Consider the following 12,669-nt stretch of genomic DNA (forward strand, 5'->3'; position numbering starts at 1 on the left):
CAAGATGAAGTGGCAAGGAAGACGTCAAAGTGATAATGTTGAAGATAGAAGAGGTGTACCAGTAGGTGGAAAAATGATAGCAGGAGGAGGAGTATTAGGAATTATTATCCTTTTATTAAATCTTTTTGGAGGAGAAACTGGTAAAATGATAGCCCCTGTTTTAGAACAAATGAATCAATCCAGTGCTCAAGAAGTAGCCTCACAACGTTCTCTTACACCAGAAGAAAAAGAAATGGGGAAATTTGTAGCCACTGTTTTTGCTGATACAGAAGATATTTTTGGTAAATTATCTAAAGAAAACAATATTAATTACAGAAATCCTAAAATGGTTTTATTTACAGATGCAGTTGAAACAGCTTGTGGCAGTGCTTCCGCAGCTTCAGGCCCTTTTTATTGTCCTGGAGATGAAAAGGTATATATGGACTTAGCTTTTTTTGAAGAATTAAGAACTCGTTTTGGTGCTAAAGGAGGAGATTTTGCAACAGCTTATGTTATTGCACATGAGGTTGGACACCATTTACAAACAGTTATAGGGACTTCCAATAAAGTACGACAGTTGCAACAAAAAACGACTCAAGAAGAAGGCAATCGTTTATCGGTAGCTTTAGAGTTGCAAGCAGATTTTTACGCGGGGGTTTGGGCTAAACATAATCAGAAATATTTAGATCCAGACGATATTGATGAAGCTTTAAGTGCTGCACAAGCAGTAGGAGATGATGCAATCCAAAAAAGATTGCAAGGGTATGTTGTGCCTGAATCATTTACCCACGGTACTTCTGAGCAACGTAAAAAATGGTTTTTAAAAGGCTATCAAACAGGTGATTTACGAGCAGGTGATACTTTTTTGGAAATAAAGTAGGAAAAAGATAAGATTTTTAAGAATTTCTTTACAATATATAAAAACAAAAATACTTTATAATATCATTTATGCTTTAAATTAAGGGTTTACTTAAGAAACTAAGAAGAATAGGAAAAGTTATAAAGTTTAGATAGAAATTATTTGAAAAAGGATTTCTGAAAGAGGTTTTAGAAGAGGAGATAATAATGTTAAGAAAATTTCTGAAAAAATAGCTAGCTTATAGAATAGAAATTGACCGATTCAAAAATAATGATTGCATCGTATGTTAAGTTATTTAAAGAGAAAGTATTAAGATACTTTTGGGAAAATGAAGTAAAAATAATAACATAAAAACAAAAGCCTGACCAAAAGATCAGGCTAAGGTTAAAAAAATATTATATGAGGAAAATATGATTCTATTATGGTTGAGCAAATGATGCTCTAGCTCCACCAGCAGCAAAGATAGCTAATGATCTTTCTTTTTGTCCTTGAGAGAACATATACATACCTCTGTCGTCAGTGTAATCCATATAGTTCATATACATTTCTAGTGGGGTACCAGTACAAGTAGATTTGTGTCCTGCGGTAGGAACTCCATAGTTAGCTGAATCATGTAGAGGAGTATCTGCTACAAAATCATTTCCGCAATTTGCATCACCCCAAATATGACGTAAGTTCATCCAGTGGCCTACTTCGTGAGTAGCTGTTCTACCTAAATTAAATGGGGCAGTAGCTGTACCTGTTGTGCCTGTATATTTATAATGTAGTACTACACCGTCGGTTGCAGCGGCACCTCCAGGAAATTGAGCATATCCTAATAAACTTGAACCTAAATTACAAACCCAAATATTTAATTTTGTAGTTGGAGAAGTAGGGCTTATACCACCTTGTGTTGATTTTTTCATAGAGTCATCAGTTCCCCAACTTCTCTTTTTAGTGCTTTTACGAATTACTTGGTCTAAAACAAATCGAACGTTAAAATTACCACTTCTTACAGAAGAATAAGGATTGTTAGCTGTGTTATAATCAGCATTTGTAGCTGCATAATCGGCATTTAATACATCAATTTGTGATTGTAATTGAGCTAATGAAATGTTTTCTGTGCTACCATTGTATAATACGTTGAAAATAACAGGAATTTCAATAACACCGTTTACTAAACGATTGTTTTTAATTGCTTCAGATGCTTGTTTTTCGAAAGATGCCATTCTAGAAGCTAAAGAGGGGTCTTCTTGCATTTGTCTTTCCAGTACTTCATGCGATGCACATCCTCTATGAGCAGCAGTTTCTACTTGATCTGTTGGAGAATTGTCTTCTTTTTGACAAGAAAACATCATTAACGCTACTGATGCGGATAATAAAACTTTTTTCATATTTTTTTGGTTTTTGGTTGATAAAATTTGTTTTATTCTGCTGCAATGATATGAAATATATTTTAATTACAAAACGTTTATTATAAAAAATTATGATTTTTTTAGAAAAGTATTTATTTATTTTTTATTTAAAATATGTATTTTGCATTTATTCATGTATTTTGTTGTGTAATTTATATAGTTTTTAAGAGTAATAGATACGCATTAGGGATTTATTATAAATAAAAAGAATTTTGAATTTTAAAAAAGTATTCAGTTTTTGGTTCTGAACATACGAAAACTATATTTACGAAAAAAAAATCTATATATTTTCATCTTCTTTGCCTTTTTATCTTCATTATAAAGGCTAAAGAACAATCTGGGTTAAAGCAAAAAGGAGGCAACCGTTTTAGGTATTTGCTATGAAATTGTATTAAGTTAATTGAAGAGTTAGTTCGTAAAGTGCTATAGATAATGCTTGTGCAACATTCATGCTGCTGTTATATCCAAACATAGGAATATGTGTGTGGATTGTAGATAATTTTAGGATCTCAGTTGAAATTCCGTTTATTTCGTTGCCTATTATTAGAGTAATAGGTTGGTTTAGGTTTATTTTTATTTTGTTCAGAGGGATGCTGGTTTGGGTGATTTCTAGTGCAATACAGATAGAAGAAGTTGAATGTAGATGATTAATAAGTAATTCTTGTTCTTTAATGATTTCAAAAGGAACCCTTTTATGAGTACTTCTAGATGTTTTATTGATTTTGCGTTCAGAAAAGATAAATTTTGAACCTGAAAAAATAATTTTAGAAACGCCCATTGCATCACAAATTCTAAAAATACTTCCTATATTTTCTTGAAAATAGACACCATCACACACTAATGTGATTGGGAATTTTTTAGAATTGAAAGCAGTATTGTAATGATTAAGTTGTTCCAAATGACTAATGGTTAAAAACGTAATTTAGGATATTAGCTCCCATTTTTAAAGCTTTTTCACGTACTTCCTTGGGGTTGTTATGAACTTCATAATCTTCCCATCCATCGCCTAAGTCGCATTCATAAGTGTATAATAATACTAGGCGATTGTTTAAAAATAGACCAAAAGCCTGTGGTCTTTTGCCATCATGTTCGTGAATTTTAGGTAATCCGGATGGAAAAGGGTATGGTTTTTGAAAAATAGTATGTGAAGTAGGAATTTCTATTAAAGATTGATTAGGGAAAAGTTTTTTAATTTCATTTCGTACATATTGATCCATTCCATAATTGTCATCTATATGTAAAAAGCCTCCTGCATTTAGATAGTTTCTTAAATTTTCGGCTTCTTGAGGACTAAAAACCACATTTCCGTGTCCTGTCATGTGTATAAAGGGATATGAAAAAATATCGCTACTACCAGGAGTTACAGTAGAGGGTTTTTGTTTGATACGCGTGTTGATTGTTTGATTTGTAAATTTTATTAAATTAGGTAATGATGTGGGATTAGCATACCAATCGCCACCTCCATTGTATTTTAGTAAAGCTATTTCTTGAGAGAAAAGAGGAGAGCTAAAAAAAGCTAAAAAACTAAAAATTATAAGATCTGTTCTAAACATTTTTTACCGCGTGAGTCTTATTTTATTTTGTAAAAATAATATTGTAATTGATATAAATCTAAATTTTAAAAAGTATTTTAATTATTCATTACTAAAAACCACACTATGACAGGCAACAACTGCTGCGGTTTCCGTTCGTAATCTTGTGTTTCCTAAAGTTACAGGTATGAAACCTTTATTTACAGCTAATCGGATTTCTTTTTCCGAAAAATCACCCTCAGGGCCAATTAAGATCGTGTATTTAGAATTGGGCGTAATTTCTTTTTTTAAATTTTTTTTATCAGAATCTTCACAATGAGCAATGAACAGTTGTCCTTCAAAATCTTTATTAATAAAATCTTTAAAAGAGATAGCTTTGTTTAATTTGGGTAAATGAAACTGATTGGATTGTTTCATGGCGGATTGGATGATTTTATCAAAGCGGTCTGTCTTTATAGAAGTTCTTTCAGAATGCTCGCAAATAATAGGTGTTATTTCATGTATGCCTATTTCGGTTGCTTTTTCTAAAAACCATTCATAACGTTCATTCATTTTAGTAGGAGCAACGGCTAGGTGCAAGTAAAACCCAGTTTGGTTAAAGGTTTTATGATTGTTAATTTTTATAGAGCATTTTTTTTCTGAAGCTAAAGTGATTTCTGTTTCAAATAAAAAACCAAAGCCATTAGTAACAAATAAAATATCGCCTTCTTTTTTGCGTAATACCTTTACTATGTGTTTGCTTTCTTCTTTGTCAAAATAAAAATCTGTCGAAGCAATGGTTATATATGGATTATAGAATAATTGCATTATCTCTTTATTTGTAGTTAATGGTTTGTTAAAACTCAATTCTTGCTTTAGAAGTTACGGAATTATCGCTAAAATGATTTTCTAAAAATTTATAGTACCCAACTATACCTATCATGCCTGCATTATCTGTGGTGTATTCAAATTTTGGGATAAAGGTTTTCCAACCATATTTTTTTTCAGTATCTTTTAGTGTTTGGCGGATACCGCTATTCGCTGAAACGCCACCCCCTATTGCAATTTGTTTAATTCCTGTTTGGATAGAAGCCTCTTTGATCTTATCCATTAATATTCTAATTATGGTATATTGTATAGACGCGCAGATATCATTTAAATTTTCAGAAATGAAGTTAGGGTTTTCCTTTACATTTTTTTGAATAAAATATAAAATTTGTGTTTTAAGTCCGCTAAAGCTAAAATTAAGACCATCAACTTTTGGTTTGGTAAACTGAAAGCGTTTAGGATTTCCTAGTTGAGCATATTGATCAATAAGCGGTCCGCCAGGATAAGGTAATCCTAGTATTTTGGCAGATTTGTCAAAAGCTTCGCCAACAGCATCATCAGTTGTTTCCCCAATAATTTTCATATCAAAAAAACTATTTACTTTTACAATTTGAGTGTGTCCGCCTGATATAGTCAGTGCTAAAAACGGAAAATCTGGTTTAGAAAAACCTTCTTCGTGTATAAAATGAGCTAATATATGAGCGTGCATGTGGTTAACGGCTATTAAGGGGATGTTTAACGCCATTGCCATGCTTTTGGCAAAAGAAGTTCCTACTAATAAGGAGCCCATTAGACCAGGGCCTTGTGTAAATGCTATGGCTGATAACTGTTCTTTTGTAATTCCTGCTTTTTTTAGTGCTACATCTACTACAGGGACAATGTTTTGTTGATGCGCTCTAGAAGCTAATTCAGGGACAACACCTCCATATTCTTCATGTATACTCTGACGAGCAACAACATTTGATAACATTTTATTGTTGTGTAGAACAGCGCAAGCCGTGTCATCACAAGAACTTTCGATTGCTAGTATATAAATGTTTTTCATTCTTTTTTAAGGCATAGAATTTGTTTCTAAAGTTGTGTAAAATCAAGGAATAGATTATTTTTACAACCTGTGCAAAGTTACTAAATTTTAACTCAAAAAAATATTTCCTTTGGAAGAGCAAGAAGATGGAGTAAAAAAAAATAAAAAAAGTCTGTGGATGACTGTTTTAAAAATCAAGATGTATTTTTTTCTTGGAATTGCATTCTTGTTACTCCTATTGGCTATAGTTCTTTCTATGCCCTCTGTTCAAACACGATTAGGACAGTATGCAACGGAGTATTTAAATAAAGAATTTGGTACTGATATTACTGTTCAAGAAGCTAACTTTACTGTTTTTGGAGGAGTTAAACTCAAAAAAGTTTTTATTAAGGATTATAAAAAAGATACATTGTTTCATATCAATGTGTTAAAAACGAATATTCTGGATTTAAAAAAGTTAATAGACGGTGATTTGCATTTTGGCGAAGTCAGAATGGATGGTCTTAAGTTTAAAATTAGGAATTATAAAGGTGAACGCGATACGAATTTAGATAAATTTATTGAGCTTTTTGATGATGGAAAGCCTTCTACCTCTAAGAAAAAGTTTTTAATGACCATAAATACTATTCACCTGATGAATAGTGAATTTTATTTTTGGGATGATAATATGTCCAATCCTTTGGTTTTTAGTGCTAAAAAATTAAATGCAGAAACACATAGCTTTAAAATTTTAGGACCTGATGTTACAACTCAAATTGATGAAATGTCATTTGTAGATAACCGAGGAATAGAAATAGAAGAATCATCATCTGATTTTACATATACAAAAAAAAATATACACCTCGCACATCTCAAATTAAAAACACCAGAATCGAATTTAATAGGAGATGTAGAATTACGTTACGATCGTAAAGACTTTTCTGATTTTAATAACAAAGTTTTATTTGATGTGAAAATCCAAGAAGGAATACTTTCTTCTAATGATCTGAATAAATTTTATGACGAATTTGGGAAAAATTTAAAATACCGAGTAAAAGGTAAATTATTAGGGACATTAAATAATTTTTTTACAAAAAGATTGATTGTATTAGATGATTTTGGATCACAAATAAAAGGTGATTTTCAATTTAAAAATCTTTTTTCAAAACATGAAAATACTTATTACGTAAAAGGACGCTTTTCTAAAATAACTTCTACTTATCAAGATTTAATTAAAATACTACCTAATATTTTAGGAAAAAAAATACCCACTAATTTTAAAAAATTAGGCACTTTTTCTTTAAATGGCCAGGCAGAAATAGATTTTAATAAATTAAAAGCAAATATTTTACTTTCTTCCGTTTTAGGAGCCGTAAAAACCAATTTAACAATGACCCATATTAATGCTATTGATAATGCTACGTATGTTGGTAATGTTAAACTAACAGAGTTTGATTTAGGGACATTTTTAAACCGAAAAGATTTAGGAATCGTAAATTTAGATACAGAAGTAGACGGAAGAGGTTTTGTTGAAAAGTACTTGAATACAAAAATAAAAGGAACTGTAACGAGTCTCTACTATAACAAATATAATTATAGAAATATAATTGTTGATGGTCAGATGAACAAAGCCATTTTTGAAGGTTCTATAAAAGCTAATGATCCTAATTTAATTATGGATTTTGATGGGTTCCTAGATTTAACTAGAAAAGAAAGTAAATATAATTTTCACGCAAAAGTAGAATATGCTAACCTAAAAAAACTAAATGTATACACTCCTGATGCAGTTTCTGTTTTTAGAGGAGATGTAAGGATGGATTTACAAGGGAATTCAATTGATAATATTTATGGTAATGTGTACATAAATAAAACCTCGTATGAAAACCCCAAAGAAACTTATTTTTTTGATGATTTCATGGTTAAATCTACTTTTGAGAAAGATGGTTTTAGGACGATTACTATCAATTCTCCCGATATAGTAGAAGGAAAAGTAGAAGGAATCTTCAAGTTTAAAGAATTACCCAATTTAATAGAAAATTCACTGGGAAGTCTTTATGCCAATTATTCACCTAATAAAGTGAGTAAAGGACAGTTTATGAAGTTTGATTTTAATGTATACAGTAAACTAATAGAAATATTTTATCCTGAAATTTCATTAGGAGAAAACACCTTTATGAAAGGAGAAATAGATTCTAATGAAGGTTTATTCAAATTTAATTTTAAATCCCCAAAAATAAAAGCATACGATAATGAATTTGATAATATAAGTGTAGATATAGATAATAAAAACCCTCTTTACAATGCTTATGTAGAAATGGATAGTATTAAAACAAAATACTATAAAGTTTCAAAAATGAGTTTGATAAATGTAACCTCAAACGATACGTTATTTGTTAGAACTGAATTTAAAGGAGGAAACAAAGCAGAGGATTTTTATAATTTAAACTTATACCATACCATTGGTAAAGATAATAAGAGTGTAGTAGGAATTAAAAAGTCAGAAATTAATTTTAAAAATTACTTATGGTTTTTAAACGAAAAAGAAGAACGTAATAACAAAATTGTATTCAATAAAAAACTAACAGATTTTTCTATTGAAAAAATTTCACTATCCCATAATGATCAGACAATGGAATTAATGGGCGTTTTACAAGATTCTACCTATAAAGACCTTCGATTGTCATTTAAGGATGTAGAATTAGATAAGATTACACCTGCTGTCGATAATTTGCAATTTAAAGGAAAACTAAATGGGAATATAGACTTTAAACAAGAAAAAAGTATTTATGAACCCGCTTCAGAATTAACAGTGGATGATTTTAGTATTAATAATTTGCCTTTAGGAAGATTTGATATAGCAGTAACAGGAGATGATAACCTTAGGAATTTTAAAATTAATTCTGTTTTAAACAACAAAGGAAATGATATCTTAAAAACAGAAGGAAGTCTTTATTTTCAGGGTAAGAAAACGTTGATGGATCTTGATGTGAGGCTCAAAGATTTTGACCTTTCCTTTTTTACTCCTATGGGAGCTGATATAATAACGAATATAAGAGGGCTTGCATCAGGTTCAGCCAAATTTGAAGGAGATATTTACAATCCCGAAATAAATGGTCGCCTCTATCTAAATCAATCGGGTATAAAAGTGCCTTATTTGAATACGGATTATAATTTTGGTACTAATTCTATAGTAGAAGTTACAGAAAATCAATTTTCGTTTCGAGAGGTGAAGGTAACGGATTCTAAATTTAGAACAACAGGTACTCTGGATGGTTGGGTAAAGCACAATAAACTAAGTGATTGGTATCTAAATTTTAATATTAATTCGGATCGGATTGTCGTGCTTGATACAAAAGATCATGAAGGCGCATTGTATTACGGAACAGCTTATATGGATGGGAAAGCAACAATTAAAGGGCCTACAAACGCGTTAGCTATTAATGTTAATGCTACTTCAGCAGAAGGGTCTTCTTTAAAAATACCGATTAATGATGATCAAGCTAGTTCAGAAAAAAACTATATTAAATTTGTAAACTCTAAAAATACTTCTCAAAAAGTAAAAAGTAAAGAAAAAGATTACAATGGTTTAGAATTAAATTTTGAACTAAATATTACTCCTGTTGCAGAAATAGAAGTAATTGTAAACAAAAATAATGGCCATGGGCTAAAAGGACGTGGCCGTGGTTCTTTGTTAATGGAGATAAACACCTTGGGGAAGTTTAATATGTGGGGAGATTTTCAAGTGTATGATGGAGTCTATAATTTTAAATACGGTGGTTTTATAGATAAAAAAATAAAAGTTAAAAATGGAGGATATATTTCTTGGGATGGAGATCCATTAAATGCAACCCTAAATATGGAAGCCGTTTATAAAACAGAAGCAAACCCCTCTATATTATTAGATAATCCTAGTTTTAATAAAAAAGTTCCAACAGAAGTAGTCATTAAACTAACAGACAAATTAACGAATCCAACACCTGAAATTTTTATAAATTTTCCAACTGTTAGCTCTGTTCTTCGTTCAGAAATAGATTATAAACTGAACGATTTTGATACACGTCAAAAACAAGCCTTATCGTTAATTTCCTCAGGAAGTTTTTTATCAGATAAAGGGGTCGTAGAAAATGTTATTAGTGGTAATATTTTAGAACGTGCAAATAGTTTATTTGACGACTTATTTGCTAACGATGATCGTTTTAAATTAGGATTAAATTATGTGCAAAACGACCGTTTAAATCAAGAAACAAGCACAGGAGGACGAGTAGGTTTTACAGTATCTACGCAAATAAGTGATAAAATTACGATTAATGGTAAATTTGGTGTACCTGTAGGGGGAGTAAACGAATCAGTTGTGGTAGGCGATGTAGAGATCCAATTACGTTTAAATGAAGATGGTTCGCTAAAGGCTCGTGTATTCAATCGTGAAAACGATATAAGTTATTTGGGTCAAGGAGGTATTGGTTATACGCAAGGAGTAGGGGTAAGTTATGAAGTAGATTTCAACACCTTTAAAGAATTGATGTACAAAGTTTTTAATTCTAAAAAAAATAAAACCAAAAGAAAATCAGACCAACCAAAAGAACAGGTACCCGATTCTGATTTATTACCAGAAATTATTCAATTTACAGAAAAAAGACAGAAAAAATCATCTGAAAAACCAAAAGAAGAGGAAGATAGAATTCCTGAATTAAATTAGTTGTTTATTTCTATAAAAAATAGTATCTTAGATCCTCTTTGAGAGTTTTATAAATCTTCATTACTTTTTGATTGTAAAAAACGCTTAAAAAAAATAATATTTATCATTTTTAAGTAAAGAGAGTGTTCGTAACTTTACTTATTCTGAAAATCCTTTTTTAATGTCAAATAAAAGTATAAAGAAAATAGGAGTCTTAACCTCAGGTGGAGATTCCCCAGGAATGAATGCGGCAATTCGATCTGTTGTAAGAACGTGTGCCTTTTATAATATAGAATGTATAGGTATTTATAGAGGTTATCAAGGAATGATAGAAGGAGATTTTAAAGAAATGGGTGCTCGTTCCGTAAACCATATAATAGATAAAGGGGGGACAATACTTAAATCTGCTCGTTCCAAAGATTTTAGAACCATAGAAGGCAGAACATTAGCCTTTAAAAAAATAAAAGAAGCGCAAATAGATGCCCTAGTTGTAATAGGAGGTGATGGAACCTTTACCGGTGCAGAAATCTTTAATAAAGAATTTAATTTTCCCGTAATGGGAATTCCCGGTACCATTGACAATGATATTTATGGTACAAGTCATACATTAGGATATGATACCGCCCTAAACACCGTAGTAGAAGCTATTGATAAAATTAGAGATACAGCTAGTTCACATAACAGGCTTTTTTTTGTGGAAGTAATGGGGCGTGATGCTGGCCATATTGCCCTAAATGCGGGTATAGGAGCGGGCGCAGAAGAAATTCTTATTCCCGAGGAAGATTTAGGATTAGACCGATTATTAGAATCCTTAAAAAGAAGTAAAGCTTCAGGCAAATCATCAAGCATAGTAGTCGTATCAGAAGGAGATAAAATAGGTAAAAATGTGTTCGAACTAAAAGAATATGTCGAAGAAAATTTACCAGAATATGACGTTCGAGTGTCTGTGTTAGGTCACATGCAAAGAGGAGGTTCCCCTTCTTGTTTTGATAGAGTATTAGCAGCTCGTCTAGGAGTAAAAGCAGTTGAATCTCTTTTAGAAGGAAAATCCAATTATATGGTAGGATTGTTAGAAGATAAAGTAGCTTTAACGCCTTTAGAACAAGCTATAAAAGGTCATTCTAAAATTGATCAAGAATTGCTTAAAGTTTCAGACATCATGTCTACTTAATAAAGTATTAAGATCAACACAAGATAAAAATTAGATATAAAAATATAAAATCGGATTACTACAGATTGATGAGAGTAAATATATTGAGTTGCTAAAGAATTTTAAAATAATTATTAAAAATATTGAAAATCAATCCAGATAAACGATTGTAAATGAATTTTAAAAAAAATAGGATATGAAAGTAAAAATAGGAATTAATGGTTTTGGACGTATAGGACGGATTGTATTTAGAGAAATCTTAAAAAGAGATAATGTAGAAGTAGTAGCAATTAATGATCTTTTAGAAATAAACCATCTAGCTTATTTGTTAAAATATGATTCAGTTCATGGTCCTTTTGATGGAAAAGTAGAAGTAGTAGATGGAAAATTACTCGTAAATGATCAACCTATAAGAGTAACAGCTGAAAAAGATCCACGATTGATAAAATGGGATGAGGTAAATACAGAAATAGTTGCAGAATGTACAGGAATTTTTACAAAACTAGAAACTGCTCAAGCACATATTGATGGTGGAGCTAAAAAAGTCGTAATTTCAGCTCCTTCAGTAGATGCTCCAATGTATGTAATGGGAGTAAATCATACCGAAGCATCAGCTAAAGATACTATTGTGTCTAATGCTTCTTGTACTACTAATTGTTTAGCTCCTTTGGCCAAAGTTATTCATGATAATTTTGAAATAGTAGAAGGATTAATGACTACTATACATGCAACAACAGCTACTCAACTAACAGTAGATGGTCCGTCTAAAAAAGATTTTAGAGGAGGACGCTCAGCCTTATTAAATATTATACCATCCCAAACAGGAGCCGCTAAAGCAGTAGCTAAAGTAATTCCAAGTTTAAAAGGCAAACTTACAGGAATGTCTATGCGCGTACCTACAGCAGACGTATCCGTGGTAGATTTAACAGTAAAATTAGCTAAAGAAGCATCTTATGAAGAAGTTATGGCAGTGCTTAAAAACGCATCAGAAACCACAATGAAAGGAATTCTTGGATTTACAGAGGATGACGTAGTTTCACAAGATTTTGTAGGAGATACAAGAATATCAATTGTTGACTCAAAAGCAGGGATTGGTCTTAACTCAACATTCTTTAAAATAGTATCATGGTATGATAATGAGTATGGTTATTCAAGTAAATTAATAGATTTAGCAGTACATATAGCTAATTTATAACTAAAATGATTATTTTTATCTCCCGTTTCTTCTCTTAAATGAAACGGGATTTTTTTTATTATCAATAAAACGATA

9 protein-coding genes are annotated in these 12,669 nt (G+C 31.0%); 4 read left to right on the forward strand and 5 right to left on the reverse strand.

The features are described 5' to 3' along the window. The first annotated feature begins 4 nt into the window (after window positions 1-4). Window positions 5-859: a KPN_02809 family neutral zinc metallopeptidase gene (ypfJ, locus tag HUE53_RS11065; RefSeq protein WP_065213457.1), complete on the forward strand. Its 855-nt coding sequence runs from the start codon at window positions 5-7 to the stop codon at window positions 857-859. 398 nt (window positions 860-1,257) lie between these two features. On the opposite strand, the gene HUE53_RS11070 is transcribed toward ypfJ, so the two are convergent. The 5 genes from HUE53_RS11070 to tsaD all read right to left on the reverse strand — a co-directional run bounded on the left by HUE53_RS11070 (window position 1,258) and on the right by tsaD (window position 5,616). Then, on the reverse strand, window positions 1,258-2,211 hold the full coding sequence (locus HUE53_RS11070) for a zinc metalloprotease (RefSeq protein ID WP_014165435.1): 954 nt from the start codon (window positions 2,209-2,211) through the stop codon (window positions 1,258-1,260). Between the two features lie 412 nt (window positions 2,212-2,623). After that, window positions 2,624-3,130, reverse strand: coding sequence for a TrmH family RNA methyltransferase (locus HUE53_RS11075; protein ID WP_014165434.1), 507 nt, complete (start codon window positions 3,128-3,130; stop codon window positions 2,624-2,626). 4 nt (window positions 3,131-3,134) lie between these two features. After that, complete coding sequence (locus tag HUE53_RS11080) at window positions 3,135-3,785, reverse strand: DUF4159 domain-containing protein (RefSeq protein WP_014165433.1); 651 nt, start codon at window positions 3,783-3,785, stop codon at window positions 3,135-3,137. A gap of 81 nt (window positions 3,786-3,866) precedes the next feature. Then, window positions 3,867-4,571 carry a 16S rRNA (uracil(1498)-N(3))-methyltransferase gene (locus HUE53_RS11085; RefSeq protein WP_041253410.1) on the reverse strand — a complete coding sequence of 235 codons (705 nt, stop codon included), beginning with the start codon at window positions 4,569-4,571 and terminating at the stop codon, window positions 3,867-3,869. A 28-nt stretch (window positions 4,572-4,599) separates the two neighbouring features. Next, window positions 4,600-5,616 (reverse strand): tRNA (adenosine(37)-N6)-threonylcarbamoyltransferase complex transferase subunit TsaD, encoded by a 1,017-nt coding sequence (gene tsaD, locus HUE53_RS11090; protein ID WP_014165431.1) that lies wholly within the window; start codon window positions 5,614-5,616, stop codon window positions 4,600-4,602. 109 nt (window positions 5,617-5,725) lie between these two features. On the opposite strand from tsaD, the gene HUE53_RS11095 reads away from it, so the two are divergent. From HUE53_RS11095 to gap, 3 genes are all read left to right on the forward strand, one after another. Further along, window positions 5,726-10,270: a translocation/assembly module TamB domain-containing protein gene (locus HUE53_RS11095; RefSeq protein ID WP_077225123.1), complete on the forward strand. Its 4,545-nt coding sequence runs from the start codon at window positions 5,726-5,728 to the stop codon at window positions 10,268-10,270. Window positions 10,271-10,430: 160 nt separating this feature from the next. Continuing rightward, the gene (pfkA, locus tag HUE53_RS11100; RefSeq protein ID WP_014165429.1) at window positions 10,431-11,420 is read left to right on the forward strand and encodes a 6-phosphofructokinase; all 990 of its coding nucleotides are present in this window, start codon (window positions 10,431-10,433) and stop codon (window positions 11,418-11,420) included. Between the two features lie 175 nt (window positions 11,421-11,595). Next, complete coding sequence (gap, locus tag HUE53_RS11105; RefSeq protein WP_014165428.1) at window positions 11,596-12,594, forward strand: type I glyceraldehyde-3-phosphate dehydrogenase; 999 nt, start codon at window positions 11,596-11,598, stop codon at window positions 12,592-12,594. Window positions 12,595-12,669 lie beyond the last annotated feature (75 nt).

It is taken from the genome of Flavobacterium columnare, assembly GCF_014844295.1.
GTDB lineage: Bacteria > Bacteroidota > Bacteroidia > Flavobacteriales > Flavobacteriaceae > Flavobacterium > Flavobacterium columnare.

Bases quoted from the DNA above. Each gene is read 5' to 3' on its own strand.
- ypfJ (WP_065213457.1), top strand. From the start codon at position 5: ATGAAGTGGCAAGGAAGACGTCAAAGTGATAATGTTGAAGATAGAAGA.
- HUE53_RS11070 (WP_014165435.1), bottom strand. From the start codon at position 2,211: ATGAAAAAAGTTTTATTATCCGCATCAGTAGCGTTAATGATGTTTTCT.
- HUE53_RS11080 (WP_014165433.1), bottom strand. From the start codon at position 3,785: ATGTTTAGAACAGATCTTATAATTTTTAGTTTTTTAGCTTTTTTTAGC.
- HUE53_RS11085 (WP_041253410.1), bottom strand. From the start codon at position 4,571: ATGCAATTATTCTATAATCCATATATAACCATTGCTTCGACAGATTTT.
- tsaD (WP_014165431.1), bottom strand. From the start codon at position 5,616: ATGAAAAACATTTATATACTAGCAATCGAAAGTTCTTGTGATGACACG.
- pfkA (WP_014165429.1), top strand. From the start codon at position 10,431: ATGTCAAATAAAAGTATAAAGAAAATAGGAGTCTTAACCTCAGGTGGA.
- gap (WP_014165428.1), top strand. From the start codon at position 11,596: ATGAAAGTAAAAATAGGAATTAATGGTTTTGGACGTATAGGACGGATT.